Source organism: Hydrogenovibrio kuenenii DSM 12350 (assembly GCF_000526715.1).
Taxonomy (GTDB): Bacteria; Pseudomonadota; Gammaproteobacteria; order Thiomicrospirales; family Thiomicrospiraceae; genus Hydrogenovibrio; species Hydrogenovibrio kuenenii.
Genome location: NZ_JAGP01000001.1, coordinates 297,674 through 315,927 on the forward strand (window position 1 = coordinate 297,674; position 18,254 = coordinate 315,927).

At 40.7% G+C, this 18,254-nt stretch carries 28 protein-coding genes; 26 read left to right on the forward strand and 2 right to left on the reverse strand.

Annotated features, from left to right (window positions below; genetic code table 11):
* The first annotated feature begins 13 nt into the window (after nt 1-13).
* From rplB to N745_RS0101400, 25 genes are all read left to right on the forward strand, one after another.
* Entirely contained in the window at nt 14-844 is an 831-nt protein-coding gene (rplB, locus tag N745_RS0101280) for a 50S ribosomal protein L2 (protein ID WP_024850332.1), read from the forward strand.
* Between the two features lie 11 nt (nt 845-855).
* Nucleotides 856-1,131, forward strand: a complete 276-nt coding sequence (gene rpsS / locus N745_RS0101285) for a 30S ribosomal protein S19 (protein WP_024850333.1) — start codon at nt 856-858, stop codon at nt 1,129-1,131.
* Nucleotides 1,132-1,142: 11 nt separating this feature from the next.
* On the forward strand, nt 1,143-1,475 hold the full coding sequence (gene rplV / locus N745_RS0101290; RefSeq protein WP_024850334.1) for a 50S ribosomal protein L22: 333 nt from the start codon (nt 1,143-1,145) through the stop codon (nt 1,473-1,475).
* Between the two features lie 11 nt (nt 1,476-1,486).
* Nucleotides 1,487-2,173, forward strand: coding sequence for a 30S ribosomal protein S3 (rpsC, locus tag N745_RS0101295; RefSeq protein WP_024850335.1), 687 nt, complete (start codon nt 1,487-1,489; stop codon nt 2,171-2,173).
* A 14-nt stretch (nt 2,174-2,187) separates the two neighbouring features.
* The gene (rplP, locus tag N745_RS0101300) at nt 2,188-2,601 is read left to right on the forward strand and encodes a 50S ribosomal protein L16 (RefSeq protein WP_024850336.1); all 414 of its coding nucleotides are present in this window, start codon (nt 2,188-2,190) and stop codon (nt 2,599-2,601) included.
* On the forward strand, nt 2,602-2,790 hold the full coding sequence (gene rpmC / locus N745_RS0101305) for a 50S ribosomal protein L29 (protein WP_024850337.1): 189 nt from the start codon (nt 2,602-2,604) through the stop codon (nt 2,788-2,790).
* 2 nt (nt 2,791-2,792) lie between these two features.
* Nucleotides 2,793-3,056 carry a 30S ribosomal protein S17 gene (gene rpsQ, locus N745_RS0101310; protein WP_024850338.1) on the forward strand — a complete coding sequence of 88 codons (264 nt, stop codon included), beginning with the start codon at nt 2,793-2,795 and terminating at the stop codon, nt 3,054-3,056.
* Nucleotides 3,057-3,200: 144 nt separating this feature from the next.
* Nucleotides 3,201-3,569, forward strand: coding sequence for a 50S ribosomal protein L14 (gene rplN, locus N745_RS0101315; RefSeq protein ID WP_024850339.1), 369 nt, complete (start codon nt 3,201-3,203; stop codon nt 3,567-3,569).
* Nucleotides 3,570-3,579: 10 nt separating this feature from the next.
* Nucleotides 3,580-3,894: a 50S ribosomal protein L24 gene (gene rplX / locus N745_RS0101320; protein ID WP_024850340.1), complete on the forward strand. Its 315-nt coding sequence runs from the start codon at nt 3,580-3,582 to the stop codon at nt 3,892-3,894.
* A 14-nt stretch (nt 3,895-3,908) separates the two neighbouring features.
* Entirely contained in the window at nt 3,909-4,448 is a 540-nt protein-coding gene (gene rplE / locus N745_RS0101325; RefSeq protein WP_024850341.1) for a 50S ribosomal protein L5, read from the forward strand.
* A 12-nt stretch (nt 4,449-4,460) separates the two neighbouring features.
* The gene (gene rpsN, locus N745_RS0101330) at nt 4,461-4,766 is read left to right on the forward strand and encodes a 30S ribosomal protein S14 (RefSeq protein WP_024850342.1); all 306 of its coding nucleotides are present in this window, start codon (nt 4,461-4,463) and stop codon (nt 4,764-4,766) included.
* A 12-nt stretch (nt 4,767-4,778) separates the two neighbouring features.
* The gene (rpsH, locus tag N745_RS0101335; RefSeq protein WP_024850343.1) at nt 4,779-5,174 is read left to right on the forward strand and encodes a 30S ribosomal protein S8; all 396 of its coding nucleotides are present in this window, start codon (nt 4,779-4,781) and stop codon (nt 5,172-5,174) included.
* Nucleotides 5,175-5,186: 12 nt separating this feature from the next.
* Nucleotides 5,187-5,720 carry a 50S ribosomal protein L6 gene (rplF, locus tag N745_RS0101340; protein ID WP_024850344.1) on the forward strand — a complete coding sequence of 178 codons (534 nt, stop codon included), beginning with the start codon at nt 5,187-5,189 and terminating at the stop codon, nt 5,718-5,720.
* 15 nt (nt 5,721-5,735) lie between these two features.
* Nucleotides 5,736-6,089, forward strand: a complete 354-nt coding sequence (gene rplR, locus N745_RS0101345) for a 50S ribosomal protein L18 (protein WP_024850345.1) — start codon at nt 5,736-5,738, stop codon at nt 6,087-6,089.
* Between the two features lie 14 nt (nt 6,090-6,103).
* Nucleotides 6,104-6,613, forward strand: coding sequence for a 30S ribosomal protein S5 (gene rpsE, locus N745_RS0101350; RefSeq protein ID WP_024850346.1), 510 nt, complete (start codon nt 6,104-6,106; stop codon nt 6,611-6,613).
* A 1-nt stretch (nt 6,614) separates the two neighbouring features.
* Nucleotides 6,615-6,803, forward strand: coding sequence for a 50S ribosomal protein L30 (rpmD, locus tag N745_RS0101355; RefSeq protein WP_024850347.1), 189 nt, complete (start codon nt 6,615-6,617; stop codon nt 6,801-6,803).
* 1 nt (nt 6,804) lies between these two features.
* Nucleotides 6,805-7,239 (forward strand): 50S ribosomal protein L15, encoded by a 435-nt coding sequence (rplO, locus tag N745_RS0101360; protein ID WP_024850348.1) that lies wholly within the window; start codon nt 6,805-6,807, stop codon nt 7,237-7,239.
* A gap of 2 nt (nt 7,240-7,241) precedes the next feature.
* The gene (gene secY / locus N745_RS0101365) at nt 7,242-8,558 is read left to right on the forward strand and encodes a preprotein translocase subunit SecY (RefSeq protein WP_024850349.1); all 1,317 of its coding nucleotides are present in this window, start codon (nt 7,242-7,244) and stop codon (nt 8,556-8,558) included.
* Between the two features lie 106 nt (nt 8,559-8,664).
* Nucleotides 8,665-9,021, forward strand: a complete 357-nt coding sequence (gene rpsM, locus N745_RS0101370; protein WP_024850350.1) for a 30S ribosomal protein S13 — start codon at nt 8,665-8,667, stop codon at nt 9,019-9,021.
* A 20-nt stretch (nt 9,022-9,041) separates the two neighbouring features.
* Nucleotides 9,042-9,431: a 30S ribosomal protein S11 gene (gene rpsK / locus N745_RS0101375; RefSeq protein WP_024850351.1), complete on the forward strand. Its 390-nt coding sequence runs from the start codon at nt 9,042-9,044 to the stop codon at nt 9,429-9,431.
* A gap of 19 nt (nt 9,432-9,450) precedes the next feature.
* Entirely contained in the window at nt 9,451-10,071 is a 621-nt protein-coding gene (gene rpsD / locus N745_RS0101380; RefSeq protein ID WP_024850352.1) for a 30S ribosomal protein S4, read from the forward strand.
* A 25-nt stretch (nt 10,072-10,096) separates the two neighbouring features.
* Nucleotides 10,097-11,080: a DNA-directed RNA polymerase subunit alpha gene (locus N745_RS0101385; protein WP_024850353.1), complete on the forward strand. Its 984-nt coding sequence runs from the start codon at nt 10,097-10,099 to the stop codon at nt 11,078-11,080.
* 16 nt (nt 11,081-11,096) lie between these two features.
* Nucleotides 11,097-11,480, forward strand: coding sequence for a 50S ribosomal protein L17 (gene rplQ / locus N745_RS0101390; RefSeq protein ID WP_024850354.1), 384 nt, complete (start codon nt 11,097-11,099; stop codon nt 11,478-11,480).
* Nucleotides 11,481-11,511: 31 nt separating this feature from the next.
* Nucleotides 11,512-12,267, forward strand: coding sequence for a TatD family hydrolase (locus N745_RS0101395; protein ID WP_024850355.1), 756 nt, complete (start codon nt 11,512-11,514; stop codon nt 12,265-12,267).
* 1 nt (nt 12,268) lies between these two features.
* Nucleotides 12,269-12,994 (forward strand): tRNA threonylcarbamoyladenosine dehydratase, encoded by a 726-nt coding sequence (locus N745_RS0101400; protein WP_024850356.1) that lies wholly within the window; start codon nt 12,269-12,271, stop codon nt 12,992-12,994.
* On the opposite strand, the gene N745_RS0101405 is transcribed toward N745_RS0101400, so the two are convergent.
* Both N745_RS0101405 and uvrA read right to left on the reverse strand, forming a co-directional pair.
* Nucleotides 12,991-13,758 carry a DUF2927 domain-containing protein gene (locus N745_RS0101405; RefSeq protein WP_024850357.1) on the reverse strand — a complete coding sequence of 256 codons (768 nt, stop codon included), beginning with the start codon at nt 13,756-13,758 and terminating at the stop codon, nt 12,991-12,993. The two genes, N745_RS0101400 and N745_RS0101405, sit on opposite strands and share 4 nt — an antisense overlap.
* An 8-nt stretch (nt 13,759-13,766) precedes the next feature.
* On the reverse strand, nt 13,767-16,574 hold the full coding sequence (uvrA, locus tag N745_RS0101410; protein ID WP_024850358.1) for an excinuclease ABC subunit UvrA: 2,808 nt from the start codon (nt 16,572-16,574) through the stop codon (nt 13,767-13,769).
* A gap of 171 nt (nt 16,575-16,745) precedes the next feature.
* Here uvrA and N745_RS0101415 point away from each other — a divergent pair, with 171 nt between their 5' ends.
* Nucleotides 16,746-18,134, forward strand: coding sequence for an MFS transporter (locus tag N745_RS0101415; protein WP_024850359.1), 1,389 nt, complete (start codon nt 16,746-16,748; stop codon nt 18,132-18,134).
* Nucleotides 18,135-18,254: the final 120 nt, after the last annotated feature.

Genomic DNA, 18,254 nt, shown 5'->3' on the forward strand with positions numbered 1-18,254 from the left:
GGAGGTTATTTAGATGGCTATTATTAAGAAATCAAAACCGACTTCTCCTGGTCGTCGTTTCGTAGTCAATATTGTTGAACCAAACTTACATAAAGGTAAGCCACATTCAGCGTTATTGGAAAAGAAATCAAAATCTGGTGGTCGTAATTCTAATGGTCGTATTACTGTTAGACATCAAGGTGGTGGGCATAAACAACATTATCGCTTAATCGATTTTAAGCGTAGTAAAGATGGTGTTCCTGCAACAGTTGAGCGTCTAGAATATGACCCAAACAGATCAGCTCATATCGCATTGCTAAAATATGCTGATGGTGAGCGTACATATATTATCGCGCCAAAGAACGTGCAGGCTGGTGATGTGATTGAGTCGGGAGAAGCGGTAGCAATTAAAGCTGGTAACGCGCTTCCACTTCGTAACATTCCTGTTGGTACTGTTGTTCATGCTTTGGAAATGCGTCCAGGTAAGGGAGCTCAAATTGCTCGTAGTGCTGGTGCATCTGTTCAAATTGCTGGTCGTGATGGTGCTTACGTTTTGGTTAAGCTTCGTTCTGGTGAGATGCGTAAAATTCTTGCAGAATGTCGCGCAACTATTGGTGAAGTAGGTAACTCTGAGCATGCGCTAAGAAAACTAGGTAAAGCTGGTGCTACGCGCTGGAGAGGTGTTCGTCCGACTGTTCGCGGTGTTGCTATGAACCCTGTTGATCACCCGCATGGTGGTGGTGAAGGTCGTACATCTGGTGGTCGTAACCCTGTTACACCATGGGGTGTTCCTACCAAAGGTAAGAAAACTCGTAGTAATAAGCGTACTGATAATATGATCGTACGTCGTAGAAATAGTAAATAAGGAAGGACAGAATGCCACGTTCAGTTAAAAAAGGACCTTTTGTAGATCATCACCTTGCAAAAAAGGTGACCGAGGCACAAGAATCTGGTAACAAGCGTCCAATCAAAACATGGTCAAGAAGATCAGTTATTCTTCCTGATATGATTGGGCTAACAATTGCTGTCCATAATGGTAAAGAGCATATTCCTGTATATGTTTCTGAAAACATGGTTGGACACAAGTTAGGTGAGTTTTCCATGACACGTACTTATCGTGGTCATGCAGCAGATAAGAAAGCGAAGAGATAAGGAGACAAGTAATGCAAGTAAGTGCTAAACATAAGTTTGCCCGCATCTCTCCGCAGAAAGCACGTCTGGTTGCAGATCAGATTCGCGGTAAAGATGTTGAAACAGCTGTGAATATCCTAGCTTTTAGTGATAAAAAAGCAGCTGAACTGATGAGTAAAGTTTTAAATTCAGCAATAGCTAATGCCGAAAATAATGAAGGCGCGGATATTGATGAATTAAAAGTAACTTCTGCTTACGTTGACGAAGCTCCTATTATGAAAAGAATGAGAGCTAGAGCGAAAGGACGCGGAAACCGTATCCTTAAACGCACAAGTCATATTACAGTTACTGTTGGCGATAAGTAAGGAGAGTCAGAATGGGTCAAAAAGTTCATCCTATTGGGATTCGTTTAGGAATTACCAAAGATTGGAATGCTCGCTGGTATGCAGATAGTAAAAACTATTCTGATTTTCTTATCAGTGATATTGAAATTCGTAAAGAATTAAGCCAAAAACTGAAGCATGCTTCAGTAAGCAAAATTAATATCGAACGCGTAGCTAACGGTATTCGTATTGCAATTCATACAGCAAGACCAGGTGTTGTCATCGGTAAAAAAGGTGAAGACATTGAGAAATTGAAGACTTCTTTGGTTGCAAAAACTGGTATGCCAGTAAATATTTCAATTGAAGAAATTAAGAAGCCTGAGCTTGATGCTAAGCTTGTTGCTGAAGGTATTGCTCAGCAACTAGAAAAGCGTATTCAGTTCCGTCGTGCGATGAAGCGTGCGGTTGGAAATGCAATGCGTCTTGGTGCGGAAGGTATTAAGGTAAATGTTTCAGGTCGTTTAAATGGTGCTGAGATTGCGCGTGCAGAATGGTATAGAGAAGGGCGTGTTCCTCTTCATACTTTGCGTGCTGATATTGATTACGCTACTTTTGAAGCTGACACCACTTACGGAAAAATTGGGGTTAAAGTTTGGATCTTTAAGGGTGAAAAACTTGAAAAAATCTCTATGGTGAGTGATGAGAAAAAGCAAACGAAAGCTAAGAAAGCACGTAATTAAGAGGATAGCTAATTATGTTAATGCCAAAACGTACAAAATTTAGAAAAGTGCATAAAGGCCGTAACCGTGGTTTAGCGAACGTTGGTAACAAAGTTAGCTTTGGTCAGTTTGGTTTGAAAGCGCTTGAGCGCGGTCGTATGACTTCACGCCAAATTGAAGCGGGTCGTCGAGTTATGACTCGTAAGGTTCGTCGTGGTGCAAAAATTTGGATTCGTGTGTTTCCTGATAAGCCTATTACGAACAAGCCTTTGGAAGTTCGTATGGGTAAAGGTAAAGGGTCTGTTGAGTACTGGGTTGCTCAGATTCAACCAGGACGTGTCCTTTATGAAATGCAAGGTGTTGATGAGGTTGTAGCGCGTGAAGCTTTTGAATTAGCGGCAGCAAAACTACCTTTTAAAACACAATTTGTAACAAGAACGGTGATGTAAATGACTGCAGAATTGAAAACTAAATCTGTTGAAGAGCTTAGAGATGAGTTAGTAAAACTTCTTCAAGAGCAATTCAATTTAAGAATGCAACATGCGACTGGTCAGTTGAAAAATACTGCGCAATTGAAAACAGTTCGTCGTTCTGTTGCTAAAGTTAAAACCATCATTCGTGAAAAAGTGAGTAAGTAAGAATGGCTGGTCAAGAAAAGAAAGCACGTACAGTGCAGGGTGTTGTAGTAAGTAACGGAATGGAGAAATCTATAGTTGTTTCTGTTGAACGTTTTATTAAACATTCTAAATACAAAAAGTTCGTTAAAAAGTCTACTAAGTTGATGGCCCATGATGCAGATAACGTTGCTGGTGTAGGAGATAAAGTTACTATCTCTGAATGCAAGCCGTTGTCAAAAAGCAAGTCATGGATGCTTGTTAACGTTGATGAAAAGGCAGCTCTATAAATAAGAGTTGTTAAATGTAAAAATTTTGATATAATACGCAAAATTTTTTAAACCGCCATTTTAGCCAAGCCTATATTTTATAGGGACTAGTTATTTTGGTGGTTTTTGTGTTGTTTATAAAATAATTTTGGATGGAGTTCCATCATGATTCAAATGCAAACTGTGCTTGATGTTGCTGATAACAGTGGTGCACGCAGAGTCCAGTGTATTAAAGTGCTGGGCGGTTCAAAGCGTCGCTACGCTAGTGTCGGGGATATCATTAAAGTTGCTGTTAAAGAAGCAACTCCACGTGGAAAAGTAAAAAAGGGTGATGTATACAACGCAGTAGTTGTTAGAACTGCTTCCGGTGTAAGACGTCCAGATGGTTCAAAAATTAAATTCGATGGCAATGCTGCGGTTATTTTGAACGCTAAACTAGAGCCAATTGGAACTCGTATTTTTGGCCCTGTTACCCGTGAGCTTCGTAACGATCGTTTTATGAAAATCGTTTCATTAGCTCCAGAAGTTTTATAAGGAATTAATCATGAATCGTCTAAAAAAAGGTGATGAGATTATCGTTATTACAGGCAAAGACAAGGGAAAGAAAGGTTCAGTTTCCCAAGTTATGCAAAACGGTAAGCTACTTGTAGATGGGATTAATCTAGCAAAAAAACATGTTAAGGCAAATCCTATGACGGGTGATCAAGGTGGTATTGTTACTAAAGAAATGCCTATTGATGCATCAAATGTTGCTTTGTTTAATCCTGAAACAAAAAAAGCTGATCGTGTTGGTATTAGAGTGGAAGGCGACAAGAAAGTTCGCTTCTTTAAATCCAATGGCAATGCGGTTGACGCTTAATAGTAGGTTTAGATATGGCAAGATTAAAGAATGTTTATAAAGATCAAGTTCTTCCTCAGTTGATGGAGAAGTTTGGTTATAAGTCTTCAATGCAAGTGCCAAAATTAGCCAAAATCACGGTTAATATGGGTGTAGGTGAAGCAATTGGAGATAAGAAGTTTCTAGATAACGCTGTTGCGGATATGGAAACGATTACTGGTCAAAAAGCAATTAAAACGCTTGCGCGTAAGTCTGTTGCGAGCTTTAAAGTGCGTGATGGCTATCCACTAGGGTGTAAGGTTACGTTGCGTGGCGAAAAAATGTATGAGTTTTTAGATCGTTTGATCAATATTGCATTGCCTCGTGTACGCGATTTTCAGGGTGTTAATGCTAATGCATTTGATGGCCGTGGAAACTATAACCTAGGTGTTAAAGAGCAAATTATCTTTCCAGAGATTGAATTTGAAAAGGTAGATAAGATTCGTGGTATGGATATTAACTTTACTACGACTGCTTCAACGAATGATGAAGCTAAAGCTCTTTTAGAAGCCTTTAATTTCCCATTTAAAAAGTAATAGAGGTTTTCTATGGCTAAGCAATCAATGATCGCAAGAGAGACAAAGCGTGCAAAGACTGTTGCTAAATATGCAGCAAAACGTGCAGAGCTTAAAAAGATCTCTGTTGATATGAATTTAAGCTATGAAGAGCGTATGGATGCAATTGAAAAGCTGGCTAAGCTTCCAAGAGATGCGTCTCCTGTTCGTCAACAAAATCGTTGTCGTTTGACAGGTCGTCCACACGGTGTTTATAGAAAGTTTGGGTTGTCACGTAACATGCTAAGACAGTTAGCAATGCAAGGTGATGTACCTGGTTTAAGAAAAGCAAGTTGGTAAGGATAATTAAATATGAGTATGTCTGACCCAATAGCGGATATGTTGACTCGCATTCGAAATGGCCAAATGGCTGGTCATTCAAATGTGGTAATGCCATCATCAAAAGTAAAAGTTGCTGTTGCAAAAGTACTTGCTGATGAAGGTTTTGTGACTGCATATAGCGTAAATGAAAAAGATGGTAAGTCTGAATTGGCTCTTGATTTGAAATATTTCAATGGACAGCCTGTTATTGAAAGTATTAAACGTGTAAGCCGTCCAGGTCTTCGTGTTTATAAAAACAAAGACGAATTACCAAAAGTTATCGGTGGCCTAGGAGTTGCAATTGTTTCAACTTCAAAAGGTGTTATGTCTGACCGCGCAGCAAGAAATGCTGGAGTTGGCGGTGAGATTATTTGTTACGTAGCATAAGGAGAGATTGCAATGTCAAGAATAGCTAAGTCTCCTATTGCTGTACCTGCAGGTGTAGAGATCAAAGTTAATGGTACTGAAGTTGCTGTTAAGGGATCAAAAGGTGCGTTAATCAAAGTTTTTAATGATGCTGTTGTTGTTGATGTAAACGATAGCGTTGTAAATGTTTCTCCAAAAACAGAAGCTAAAGACGGTTGGGCACAAGCTGGTACTGCAAGATCTATCATCAGTAATATGGTTGTTGGTGTAACAGAAGGTTTCGAAAAACGTCTGACCTTGGTTGGTGTTGGTTATCGTGCGCAGGCACAAGGTAAAGTATTAAACCTTACTCTTGGTTTTTCTCATCCAGTCAATCATGAATTGCCTGAAGGGATTACTGTTGAAACGCCTACTCAAACTGAGATTGTTGTTAAAGGTGCTGACAAACAAGTTGTTGGTCAGGTAGCAGCAGAAATTAGAGGGTATCGTCCACCTGAACCTTATAAAGGGAAAGGTGTTAAGTACTCTGATGAATGGATCCTTCGTAAAGAAGCTAAGAAGAAGTAAAGGTTGGGAAATTATATGGATAAGAAAACTACCCGACTACGTAGAGCGAAAAAAATTAGAGCAAGAGTTGCTGCACAAAAAGTGGCTCGTTTGTGTGTACACCGTACACCTAAGCATATTTATGCTCAAATTATTTCAGCGGATGGTTCTACTGTTATCGCTGCAAGCTCAACGGTACAAGCGGATATAAAGAAAGCAATCAGTTTTGGTGGTAACAAAGATGCTGCCAAGCTTGTTGGTAAATCTATTGCTGAAAAAGCAAAAGCGGCAGGTGTTGAATCTGTTGCATTTGATAGATCCGGTTTCAAGTACCATGGTCGTATTCAGGAACTAGCAGATTCAGCCCGTGAAAACGGTCTTCAATTTTAAGAGAAGGGATAACGATGTCTTCAAGAGAAATGCAAGAAGGTCAAGACGGTCTTATTGAAAAGTTGGTATCTGTTCGCCGTGTCGCTAAAGTGGTAAAAGGTGGACGAGTATTCGGTTTTTCTGCGCTTACTGTAGTAGGTGATGGTGAAGGTCGTGTTGGTTATGGAAGTGGTAAGGCGAACGAAGTTCCTGTTGCTATTAAAAAGGCAATGGAAAAGGCGCGTCGTAACATGAGAGATGTTCATTTGAATGGAGCAACTCTTCAGTACCCTATCAACTTTAAACAAGGCGCTGCGAACATTGTTTTATTACCAGCTTCAGACGGTACGGGAATCATCGCTGGTGGTGCAATGCGTGCGGTACTTGAAGCGGCGGGCGTAAAAGACGTATTGGCAAAATGTGTTGGAACAACACGTCCTGTTAACGTTGTTCGTTCTACGGTTAACGCGTTGACCAGTATGAGTAGTCCTGAAATGATTGCCGCTAAGCGTGGTAAAACAGTTGAAGAAATTTTAGGTGAGTAAAATGTCAGATAAGAAAACGTTGAATGTTACTTTGGTCAAAAGTACTATCGGACGTTTACCTGCTCACAGAGCTTGTGTAGCTGGTTTAGGTCTTAGAAAAATGCACCAGACGGTAACAGTTATTGATACGCCAGAAAATCGTGGCATGATCAATAAAGTTTCCTATCTGCTAAAAGTAGAGGGAGCTTAAAATGTATTTGAATACTTTAAAGCCTGCAGAAGGCGCAAAAGCAGATGCTAAGCGTAAAGGTCGTGGTCAAGGTTCTGGAAACGGAAAAATGGCTGGCCGTGGTCATAAAGGTCAAAAGTCACGTTCAGGTGGTATGCCAAAAATCGGTTTTGAAGGTGGTCAGATGCCTTTACAGCGTCGCTTACCAAAAATCGGGTTTACATCAAGAAAAGCCCGCTTTGTTGCAGAGTTACGCTTAGATGATTTGGTTAAAGTTAATGCTGAAGTAATCGATTTGGCTGCAATTAAGGCTGCTGACTTGGTTGGCGAAAATATTAAATCAGTTAAAGTTGTTAAAACTGGTGAAATCACAAAAGCTGTGAAGTTATCAGGTATTAGAACGACGGCTGGAGCAAAAGCTGCTATTGAAGCGGCTGGTGGAACAGTAGAAGCTTAATTATGAAAACGAGATCAATTGACAATTCTGGAGCCAATGAGCTTAGTCGAAAAATATTTTTCGTGTTAGGCGCGTTGATTGTTTACAGATTGGGAACACATATTCCTGTTCCATTGATTGATCCTGTTGCATTAGCTGCAATGTTCGAACAACAAAAGGGCACAATCCTTGACATGTTTAACATGTTTTCTGGTGGTGCCCTTCAGCGTTTATCAATTCTAGCTTTAGGTATCATGCCTTATATTTCTGCATCGATTATTATGCAGTTGTTAACAGTAGTGTCTCCATCTTTAGAGCAATTGAAAAAAGAAGGTGGTGAAGCAGGTCGTCGCAAAATAACGCAGTACACGCGTTATGGAACGGTTATTCTTGCAACCTTTCAGGCACTAGGTGTGGCTATCGCATTAGAATCACAGAATATCAATGGAATGGCTGTAGTCGTTGAACCAGGTGTTTGGTTTAAGGTTATTGCAGTAACGACATTGGTAAGTGGAACCATCTTTTTGATGTGGCTTGGAGAGCAAATCACAGAGAGAGGAATTGGTAACGGTATTTCGCTGATTATTTTTGCAGGTATTGTTGCGGGACTGCCAAAGGCCCTAGGTGGAACTTTTGAACAGGTAAATACTGGAGCGATGCATGCTATTACAGCATTTGTTCTATTGATTTTAGTATTTCTTGTCATTGCATTTGTTGTTTTTGTTGAGCGCGGTCAAAGAAGATTGCCGATTCATTATGCTCAGCAAATGCGAGGAAGAAAGCTTTATGGTGGTCAAGAAGGACATCTGCCATTAAAGTTGAATATGGCTGGTGTTATTCCTCCAATTTTTGCATCAAGTATTATTCTGTTCCCAGCAACGCTTGGTGGATGGTTTGGTTCTGCAGAAAATATGGGATGGCTTAAAGATATTGCGACGACTATGTCGCCAGGTCAGCCTTTATACATTTTGGCATATGCTGCTGCAATTATTTTCTTTTGTTTCTTTTACACTGCGATTGTGTTTGATCCAAAAGAGATTGCTGAGAATTTAAGAAAATCTGGTGCTTATATGCCTGGTATTCGACCAGGTAAGCAAACACAAGAAAGAATTGATTCTGTCATGGGGCGTTTGACCTTGGCTGGAGCAATTTACATTACTTTGGTTTGTTTGTTGCCAGAGTTCTTGATTTTGTATTGGAATGTTCCATTCTATTTTGGTGGAACTTCCTTGCTGATTATTGTTGTAGTTGTAATGGACTTCATGACAAATGTCCAAGCCCATATGCAATCTGGTCAATATGAAAGCATGATGAAGAAAGCAAATTTAAAAGGACGGTAATTCAAAATAAATGCTTGCATTTATCTTTGAATTGCTGCTAGTAATTTAAGGTGAAAATGAGTATAATTGCTCGTTTTTCGGTAGATGGATAGTTAAGGAGCGCAAAATGGCTCGTATTGCCGGCGTAAATATTCCACAGAACAAGCACATTGTTATTGGATTAAGATCGATCTACGGTGTTGGTCAAACTACAGCTCAAAAAATTTGCGATGCTGTAAAGTTGGATCCAACTACTAAAGTTCGAGACCTAACTGAAGCTCAGTTAGAAGCTCTGCGTGCAGAAGTAACGAATTTTAAAATTGAAGGTGACTTAAGACGTGATGTTTCTATGAACATTAAACGTCTAATGGACATGGGTTGTTACCGTGGTATTCGTCATCGTCGTAGTCTTCCATTAAGAGGACAACGTACTAAGACAAATGCTCGTACTCGTAAAGGTCCTAAGAAGCCTATTAAGCGTTAAGCATAATTTAGAGAATAGATATGGCAAAAGCAAAAACTCGTGTTAAAAAGAAAGCCAAACAGGTAGTAACTGATGCAGTTGCTCATGTACACGCTACTTTTAATAACACCATTGTGACGATTACTGACCGTCAAGGAAATGCTCTTTGTTGGGCAACTTCTGGTGGTAGTGGCTTCCGTGGTTCGCGCAAAAGCACTCCTTTCGCAGCGCAAGTTGCAGCTGAAAAAGCTGGTCAACTAGCGACTGAGTATGGTGTTAAGAATATGGACGTTATGGTTAAGGGACCAGGTCCTGGACGTGACTCTGCTGTAAGAGGATTAAACAGTGTTGGTTTTAAAATTACATCAATCGCTGATGTAACGCCAATTCCTCACAACGGTTGTCGTCCACCTAAGAAACGTCGTGTTTAATTTTAGAGGTAGTAGATAGATGGCTAGATATATTGGTCCAAAATGCAAACTGTCTCGTCGTGAAGGTACTGATCTTTTTTTGAAAAGTGGTGTTCGTAGCATCGAATCAAAATGTAAAATTGATCAGCTTCCAGGTCAGCACGGTGCGGGTCGCAAGCGTGTTACTGAATACGGCACACAGTTAAGAGAAAAACAGAAAGTTCGTAGAATTTATGGTGTTCTAGAAAAGAAATTCCGTCTTTATTATAAAGAAGCGGACCGCCGTAAAGGATCTACAGGTGTTAACCTTTTACAAATTCTAGAAGCAAGATTGGATAATGTTGTGTACAGAATGGGGTTTGCATCTACAAGAGCAGAAGCTCGTCAATTAGTTTCGCATAAAGCAATCCAAGTAAACGGACAAGCTGTAAACATTCCTTCATATGAAGTATCAGTTGGTGATGTTGTCAGCATAAGAGAGAAATCTCGTAGCCAATCTAGAATTTCTGCTGCACTTGAACTAAGTGCTCAAGCAGGTAATGTAGGTTGGGTAGAAGTTGATGCATCTAAATTTGAAGGTGTTTACAAATCTGTACCTGATCGTACAGACTTATCTTCAGATATTTCTGAAAACTTGATTGTAGAGCTTTACTCTAAGTAACCCTTTGAAACGGAGATAACTTCTCATGCAAGAAATGCTAGAGCAGCTACTGACTCCACGTTTAGTAGATATCAAAAAAGTAAATGGTTTTCATAGCCGTGTCACTTTAGAACCATTAGAACGTGGTTTTGGACATACGCTTGGAAATGCTCTAAGAAGAATCCTTTTATCATCAATGCCTGGAGCTGCGATTGTTGAAGCTCAAATTGATGGAGTGCTACATGAGTACTCTTCAGTTGAAGGCGTTCGTGAGGATGTTTTGGAGATTCTTCTTAATTTAAAAGAGGTTTCTATTAAATTAAATGAAAGCTCTGAAGCTGAATTAACTCTAAGCAAGAAAGGTCCAGCTGTAGTAACTGCTGGCGATATTCAGCTAAATCATGATACTGAAGTTATGAACCCAGATTTAGTTATTGCTCATCTTAGCGAAGGTGCTGAGCTGTCAATGACTTTAAAAGTCGAGAAGGGAATTGGTTATCGTGCAGCTGTACAATCTGATGATTCATCATCAATTGGTGCATTGAAGCTTGACGCGAGTTTTAGTCCTGTTCAAACAGTGAGTTATGAAGTACAAAATGCTCGTGTTGAACAAAGAACAGACTTAGACAAATTAATTCTTGATGTTGTAACTGATGGAACTCTTGATCCTGAAGATGCAATTAAGCAAGCTGCGACAGTGCTTCACTACCAGCTAATTGCTTTTGTTGATCTTAAGCATAAAGAGATTGTTGTACAAGAAGAAGAAGAGAACGAGTTTGATCCAATTTATCTACAACCAGTGGATGATTTAGAATTGACCGTTCGTTCGGCAAACTGTTTGAAGGCTGGACAGATTTACTATATCGGTGATCTTGTGCAAAGAGCTGAGTCAAGCTTATTAAAAACACCTAACTTAGGTAAAAAATCTTTGCAGGAAATTAAAGACGTACTTGCTCAAAGAGGTCTTGGTTTAGGAACAAAACTCGAAAACTGGCCGCCTTCAAGCTTGGTCAGCAAAGAGTCAGCATAATTTAAAGGAAACACTCATGCGTCATCGTAAAAGTGGTCGTAAATTAAATCGCAACAGTTCACACCGTAAGGCAATGTTTAGAAACATGTCTGCGTCTTTGTTTGAACATGAAGTGATCAAAACGACAGTTGCGAAAGCAAAAGAATTGCGTACGATTGCTGAGCCATTGATTACTCTGGCTAAGCAAGATAGCGTGCATAACAGAAGAGTTGCTTTTTCTCGTCTACGTGATAAAGCAGCAGTAGGTAAATTGTTTACTGACTTGGGACCTCGTTATGAGTCTCGCCCTGGTGGTTATATTCGCATTTTAAAATGTGGGTATCGCGATGGTGACAATGCGCCAATGGCTTATGTTGAATTAGTTGATCGCCCACAAGCGGAGTCAGCTGAAGAAGCTTAAGTAAGAAGCCAGCGAAAGCTGGCTTTTTTATATGTCTAATATATTTGATTCACACTGTCATCTCGTAGATATTGATTCTAATGAACTAAGTGTCATTACCGAACAACTGTCTAATCTTTCCCTTCTCTCTGTTTCTAAATCAATTGATGATTGGGATAAAACTCTAGAACTCGGCCGTTTATTTCCAAACATTTTGCCTGCTATAGGTATTCACCCCTGGTTTATAAATGAAAGTTCTGTAGAGAATCATTTGGGTAGTCTTAAAAGTACAATTGCCTTAACGAACAGCCTTAGTATGATTGGTGAAATAGGCTTGGATTTTGATTCTAAATATATCCATAGTAAGGAAATACAAATTCATGTCTTTGAATATCAAGTTGAAGTTGCATTGAGGTGCGGCCTTGGTATTTCTATACATTGTCGTAAGGCATTTGATGAAGTGAGAAGTGTTCTTGGTTCTCATAATGTCTCTAGGGCAATTATGCATGGTTTTTCAGGTTCTTATGAGCAGGCAAAGCCGTTTATAGGTTTGGGTTGTAAGCTTGGAATTGGAACGCAGCTTTTGAATAAGCAGTCGACTAAATACGAACGTTTAGTTCGGCAGTCACCTATTGAATCATTAGTCTTAGAAACGGATGCACCCTATGGAAAGCATGGCCAGAATTTATCTCATTATGATAGGTTAATGGTAATTGCCAAGCGAATAGCAACAATAAAGCAACTCGATGTTGCTGAAGTGGTTGATATGACCTATGCTTCAGCAAAATCAATTATTAGGTGTGAATAAAATGATGAATAATCCATTATTTGAGCGGAGTTTACTAGTATTTGGCGAAGAAGGTGTTGCATCATTAATTGATTCGCATGTGCTTGTTGCTGGTGTGGGCGGTGTCGGTGGTTTTGTTATTGAAGCACTGGCGAGAGCAGGTGTTGGTAAGCTTACAATTGTTGATCATGATAATGTTTCAGCTTCGAATATGAACCGTCAAATCATTGCCCTTAATTCTACGATAGGACAAAACAAGGCGGTTGTTATGCAACAGCGCATTCAGGATATCAACCCGGAATGTCGTGTTGAAGTCATTCAAAGCTTTTTGAAGCCTGAAGATATGGATGACTTACTCTCTCAACCTTTTGACTATGTAGTGGATGCGATTGATAGCCTTAATTGCAAAGTTAATTTAGTTTCAACGGCAATCAGCAAAGGCTATAAAGTAATTGCGAGTATGGGAGCAGGACGTCGAGTTGATCCCACCAAAATCATGATGACAGATTTGAATAAAACGCATACCTGTGGTCTAGCTAGGCAAGTCAGGCAGCGCCTTAAAAAGCAAGGTTATAAGAAAGGATTGACGGTTGTCTTTTCTACTGAACTACCAAAAGCACCAGGGCCTATGGAAGAAATAGAAGGGGCTAGAGGGCGTGTTGTGAATGGTACGGCAAGTTATATGCCTGGTATTTTTGGTTTGATGATTGCAGGCAAGGTTATCCAGGATCTTTCAGTATTAGATTAATAAAGTAAGGGATAGATGCCTTCTTGGCGAACTTTACTGGTTGCTCGTTTTATTACCCCCCCAGCCTGGTACTTTTTGATGAGCTTTTGAACGATATTTCGCGTTGCTGTTAGGTTCATGCCCGGTTTTATCTCATTGGCATATAGAAGCTTTAAGAATATATAGTCTAGCCCTGATAAAAGCTCAACCTTACTGACATCATTAGCGACAGAGGGGTAAACCCAGTTTGAGTCGTTGGGTAGCCCCATTATCTGTGTGAGTTCTTCTACCACGCAAGCAGGCAATAAACCTTTTGTCATGGCGTAGTCTATGGGGATGACAACTGTTGCACGATCAATCTCATGTCTTTTGTTTTTGTGAATTGTTGCCATGCAGTTACTTTCGGTTGAAAGGTTCGGCTGCTTGTTGCCAGTATATTTATCAATGACAGCCTGGTAATACTTGTCTTTGGTAATCAGTATTTTCAAATTGGTTAATGAAGCTTCTTGTGCACTAGAAATAGGGTGGTGAGTGATGTGTTGTAACTGTTTCAAATGGGCGTCAATCATCTGAATAACGGGTTCGTAGGGCTTGAGGTGCAAGAAAGTTATTTGGTAATGAATTGGCTTCGTCCACTTGCTGATCTTCATGTCTGAAGCTTGGTATTCATTTTTTAGAGCAATTTCAATAAAAGCTTTTTCAATATAAGCTGGCTTTTGCCAGCTGTTCGGATTTGCACTGCCTAGTAAAAGGGTGGAGATTAAGGCAAGCCAAACTTTTTTCATGTCTAAGCTCAGTTCAGTAAAGGTTTTAAATAATACCCCGTATGTGAACGTTTGATATCTGCTATTTCTTCTGGAGTGCCGACAGCAATGATTTCACCACCACCTGAACCGCCTTCTGGGCCAAGATCAACAATCCAGTCGGCAGTTTTTATTACATCTAAATTGTGCTCAATAATCACGATTGTATTTCCGTGGTCACGAAGGTTACGAATCACTTTTAACAGTAGTTCGATATCATGAAAATGTAAACCAGTTGTCGGTTCATCCAGGATATAAAGTGTGTTTCCTGTGTCACGTTTAGAAAGCTCTTTTGCCAACTTAACACGTTGTGCTTCACCGCCGGAAAGGGTAGTCGCACTTTGACCTAGCTTGATGTATCCCAAGCCTACTTCCATTAGCATTTGCAGTTTTCTTGCGATGACAGGGATGGCATCAAAAAACGCTCTGGCATCCTCGACAGTCATTTCAAGAATTTTGTGGATATTTTTACCTTTGTACTCAACTTGTAGTGTTTCACGGTTGTAACGAGCTCCATTACAAGTATCACAAGCGACATAAACATCAGGTAAGAAGTGCATCTCAACTTTTAGTACACCATCCCCTTGGCATGCTTCACAGCGTCCGCCTTTAACATTGAAGCTAAAGCGTCCAGGCGTATAGCCTCTGGCTCTAGATTCTGGTGTGGCAGCTAATAGTTCGCGTATTGGAGTGAATAGGCCTGTATAAGTTGCAGGATTTGAACGAGGCGTTCGGCCAATAGGGCTTTGGTCAATGTTTACCACCTTGTCAAAGTGCTCAAGCCCACTTACTTTCTTGTAAGGCGCAGCTTCTAGTTGTGCATTGTTGAGTTTAGTTGCGGTGATCTTGTAAAGGGTTTCGTTAATCAATGTTGACTTACCAGAACCGGAAACACCTGTAATACAAGTCAAAAGCCCAGCAGGAATTTCAAGTGTTACATCTTTCAAATTGTTGCCAGAAGCGCCTTCAATGACTAAGGTTTTATTGGTGTAAGGCAGTCTGGTTTCGGGAACTTCTATTTTTCTTGTGCCGGACAAATATTGTCCTGTTAAAGAAGCGGGAGATGCCATAACTTCTTCTGGTGTGCCTTCTGCCATGATTCGCCCACCATGTATGCCGGCGCCAGGACCTATATCAAGAACATAATCTGCCGCTCGGATAGCATCTTCATCGTGCTCTACTACAATAACTGTGTTTCCTAAATCTCTTAGGTGTGTCAGTGTATTGAGCAGGCGGTCGTTATCGCGTTGATGTAATCCAATTGAAGGTTCATCTAATACATACATTACACCAACCAGGCCTGCACCGATTTGTGAGGCGAGTCGGATGCGTTGAGCTTCTCCACCGGATAGGGTGTCAGCACTTCTGCCAAGTGTTAAGTAATTGAGACCCACATTCACTAGGAAAGATAAGCGTTCATGCACTTCTTTAATAATCTTTTGTGCAATCTGACCTTTTGTACCTTCTAAAATAAGATTGGAAAAGAAGTCGTGCAATTGTCCAACGGGTAGTTCAGTCAAGCTTGGCAAGGTGTGATCTAAAACAAATACATTACGAGCGGCCTCGTTTAAACGAGTACCGTGACAGCTACCACAGGGTTGTGAAATACGGTACTTGTCCAGTTCATCTCTTACACTTTTGCTTTCGGTTTCTGCAAAGCGGCGCTCCATATTGGGAATAACACCTTCAAAGCGGCGAGTATCTGAGTAACGCCCATGAGGAAGAGGAAGTTTCTCTTTACCTGAGCCGAATAGGATGATGTGTTGATGCTTTTCTGTTAGCTCATTCCAAGGCGTTTCGATATCAAATTGATAATGGTCTGCCACAGCTTTAAGAATGTCATAGTAGTATTTATGGCGTCGATCCCACCCACGAATTGCACCACCAGCCAGACTAAGTTCAGGGTGGATAATCACTTTACTGGCATCAAAATTTTCTTTTATGCCTAAGCCATCACAGGTTGGGCAAGCGCCATGTGGATTGTTAAATGAAAAAATTCTTGGTTCCAGCTCCGGTACAGAGTAGCCACAATGTGGACAGGAAAATCTTTCGGAGAATAACAGTTGAAAGTCGTCGCTATCATCCATGGGGACAACTTGTGCAATACCGTCAGCTAAATGAAGAGCAGTTTCAAAAGATTCAGCTAAGCGCTGTTTAATATCGTCGCGGATTTTGAAGCGGTCAACAACCACTTCAATGTTGTGCTTGATGTTTTTATCCAGCTCGATTGATCCGTCCAGTTCCATGAGTTTGCCGTTAATTCGGGCACGAACATAGCCTTGAGCTTGCAACTCATTGAGTAAGTTTATGTGAGTCCCTTTTTTACCTCGTACAACCGGCGCAATAAGCAGGCATTTGGTGCCTTCAGATAGTTCGAGCGTGTGATCGACCATTTGGCTAACGGTTTGTGCTTCTAAGTCACAGCCGTGAGTCGGGCAGCGCGGTGTTCCGGCGCGTGCAAACAATAATCTCAAATAATCATAAACCTCTGTCACGGTTCCTACGGTTGAGCGTGGGTTGTGAGAGGTGGATTTTTGCTCAATAGAAATAGCAGGCGACAGACCTTCAATGTGATCTATGTCAGGCTTGTTCATTATCGACAAGAATTGGCGAGCATAAGCTGACAGTGACTCAACGTAGCGACGTTGACCTTCAGCATAAATCGTGTCAAATGCTAGAGAAGATTTTCCGGACCCTGATAAGCCAGTAATAACAATTAGTTTATCGCGAGGAAGTTTAACGTCGATATTTTTTAAGTTGTGGGTTCTGGCACCACGGACAATAATTTCTTCTAGCATAGGGGGACTCGAAATGAATTAATCGAAACGATCATTATAGCAAAAAGCAGGGTTCTTCAATCCTTTAAACCTTATGCTTTGCTATAATTCGACGCGGTATTCGCCAGAGCTACGGCGGTTACACGTGATTTCAGAAAATGGACTTCAATCAAACAAGATTTAGGAATAGACATGACCTCAGAGAATCAGACAATGCAACCCTTAGAGAAACGCGCTGCCCTTTCAGTGTCCGGTATTTTTGCGACCCGAATGCTTGGTTTGTTTATGATCTTTCCGGTATTTGCTATTTTTGCGCAACAAGAATTTAAAGATGTTACCGGTACGCAAATCGGGATAGCAATGGGGATATATGGTTTGACGCAAGCATTTTTGCAGATTCCTTACGGCATGTTGTCCGATAAGTTTGGGCGTAAGCCTTTGATTATTGCGGGTATGCTCATTTTTATGTTTGGTTCAATTATCTGTGCCATGGCGGATTCGATAGAAATGATGATTGTCGGGCGAGCGATTCAAGGTATGGGGGCTGTTGCAGCAGTATTAATGGCAACCGTTGCAGACTTGGTAACGGAACAGTTCCGCTTAAGAGCCATGTCAATTGTTGGGATGACGATTGGCTTCTCATTTACCGTATCACTAATCGTGGGGCCACTTTTAGGTGAGTTGTTTGGTGTGCGAGGTATCTTCTGGGTAATAGCATTGTTGGCTGTGGCAGGGATTTTATTGGTACTTTTTGCGGTACCGAAAATTGAGCATCAAACTTTCCAGCGTGAAGCAGAAGTGGACACAACTCAGTTTAAGGATGTCTTGAAAAATACCCAGTTGCTACGTTTAGATATGGGCGTTTTTATTCTGCATTCTATCCTAACGGCAATGTTTGTTGTCGTGCCTTTAATGATTCGTGATACAGCTCACCTGGATTCCTTGCATGATTGGGAATTGTATTTGCCTGTTATGCTGTTGTCTTTTGTGTTGATGGTGCCGTTTATTATCATGGCTGAGTCGAAAGGTAAGATGAAACAGATTTTTGTCGGTTCAATCATCGCAATCGGGTTGGTGCAGGTAGCCCTGCTAAGTCTGTCAGGTGGTTATTGGCCAATTTTCTTAATCTTGATGGTGTTTTTCACAGCGTTTAATTTACTTGAAGCCTCTTTACCTTCATTGGTTGTTAAGCTTTCTCCTGCGGACAAAAAAGGAACGGCAAGTGGTGTCTTTTCAAGTAGCCAGTTCTTTGGTGCTGCTCTAGGTGGTTTTGTTGGTGGTTGGATGTATCAGCATCACGGTTTTGAGGGTGTTTTCTTATTCACTTCAGGTGCCGCACTGTTGTGGGCAGCTGTTGCTGCGACTATGCAAAAGCCACTTCCATTAAGTATTGCATCAGTACCTATTCAAGGTGATATGAAGGAAAGTGAGATCCCAGCGTTGACAGAAAAACTTCTTTCATACGATGGTGTTTATGAAGCGGTGTTCATTCTTGCAGAGAACCGTGTCTACTTTAAAATCGACCGTAAAAAAATCAATGAAGTTGGTTTGATTAATTACCTTGAACGCGGATTGTCTTGAAAATTCCAAACAAGCTGAATAGCCTTGGTTATAATAAATAGCTAAATGGTTGCTAAAAACTTAGAAATCAAAATCTGCCAGGCTGGGTATCAGCCTTTTGGGAATGAAAAGAACAAGATG

Coding starts and splice junctions, on each gene's coding strand:
- rplB (WP_024850332.1), top strand. CDS start 14: ATGGCTATTATTAAGAAATCAAAACCGACTTCTCCTGGTCGTCGTTTC.
- rpsS (WP_024850333.1), top strand. CDS start 856: ATGCCACGTTCAGTTAAAAAAGGACCTTTTGTAGATCATCACCTTGCA.
- rplV (WP_024850334.1), top strand. CDS start 1,143: ATGCAAGTAAGTGCTAAACATAAGTTTGCCCGCATCTCTCCGCAGAAA.
- rpsC (WP_024850335.1), top strand. CDS start 1,487: ATGGGTCAAAAAGTTCATCCTATTGGGATTCGTTTAGGAATTACCAAA.
- rplP (WP_024850336.1), top strand. CDS start 2,188: ATGTTAATGCCAAAACGTACAAAATTTAGAAAAGTGCATAAAGGCCGT.
- rpmC (WP_024850337.1), top strand. CDS start 2,602: ATGACTGCAGAATTGAAAACTAAATCTGTTGAAGAGCTTAGAGATGAG.
- rpsQ (WP_024850338.1), top strand. CDS start 2,793: ATGGCTGGTCAAGAAAAGAAAGCACGTACAGTGCAGGGTGTTGTAGTA.
- rplN (WP_024850339.1), top strand. CDS start 3,201: ATGATTCAAATGCAAACTGTGCTTGATGTTGCTGATAACAGTGGTGCA.
- rplX (WP_024850340.1), top strand. CDS start 3,580: ATGAATCGTCTAAAAAAAGGTGATGAGATTATCGTTATTACAGGCAAA.
- rplE (WP_024850341.1), top strand. CDS start 3,909: ATGGCAAGATTAAAGAATGTTTATAAAGATCAAGTTCTTCCTCAGTTG.
- rpsN (WP_024850342.1), top strand. CDS start 4,461: ATGGCTAAGCAATCAATGATCGCAAGAGAGACAAAGCGTGCAAAGACT.
- rpsH (WP_024850343.1), top strand. CDS start 4,779: ATGAGTATGTCTGACCCAATAGCGGATATGTTGACTCGCATTCGAAAT.
- rplF (WP_024850344.1), top strand. CDS start 5,187: ATGTCAAGAATAGCTAAGTCTCCTATTGCTGTACCTGCAGGTGTAGAG.
- rplR (WP_024850345.1), top strand. CDS start 5,736: ATGGATAAGAAAACTACCCGACTACGTAGAGCGAAAAAAATTAGAGCA.
- rpsE (WP_024850346.1), top strand. CDS start 6,104: ATGTCTTCAAGAGAAATGCAAGAAGGTCAAGACGGTCTTATTGAAAAG.
- rpmD (WP_024850347.1), top strand. CDS start 6,615: ATGTCAGATAAGAAAACGTTGAATGTTACTTTGGTCAAAAGTACTATC.
- rplO (WP_024850348.1), top strand. CDS start 6,805: ATGTATTTGAATACTTTAAAGCCTGCAGAAGGCGCAAAAGCAGATGCT.
- secY (WP_024850349.1), top strand. CDS start 7,242: ATGAAAACGAGATCAATTGACAATTCTGGAGCCAATGAGCTTAGTCGA.
- rpsM (WP_024850350.1), top strand. CDS start 8,665: ATGGCTCGTATTGCCGGCGTAAATATTCCACAGAACAAGCACATTGTT.
- rpsK (WP_024850351.1), top strand. CDS start 9,042: ATGGCAAAAGCAAAAACTCGTGTTAAAAAGAAAGCCAAACAGGTAGTA.
- rpsD (WP_024850352.1), top strand. CDS start 9,451: ATGGCTAGATATATTGGTCCAAAATGCAAACTGTCTCGTCGTGAAGGT.
- N745_RS0101385 (WP_024850353.1), top strand. CDS start 10,097: ATGCAAGAAATGCTAGAGCAGCTACTGACTCCACGTTTAGTAGATATC.
- rplQ (WP_024850354.1), top strand. CDS start 11,097: ATGCGTCATCGTAAAAGTGGTCGTAAATTAAATCGCAACAGTTCACAC.
- N745_RS0101395 (WP_024850355.1), top strand. CDS start 11,512: ATGTCTAATATATTTGATTCACACTGTCATCTCGTAGATATTGATTCT.
- N745_RS0101400 (WP_024850356.1), top strand. CDS start 12,269: ATGATGAATAATCCATTATTTGAGCGGAGTTTACTAGTATTTGGCGAA.
- N745_RS0101405 (WP_024850357.1), bottom strand. CDS start 13,758: ATGAAAAAAGTTTGGCTTGCCTTAATCTCCACCCTTTTACTAGGCAGT.
- uvrA (WP_024850358.1), bottom strand. CDS start 16,574: ATGCTAGAAGAAATTATTGTCCGTGGTGCCAGAACCCACAACTTAAAA.
- N745_RS0101415 (WP_024850359.1), top strand. CDS start 16,746: ATGACCTCAGAGAATCAGACAATGCAACCCTTAGAGAAACGCGCTGCC.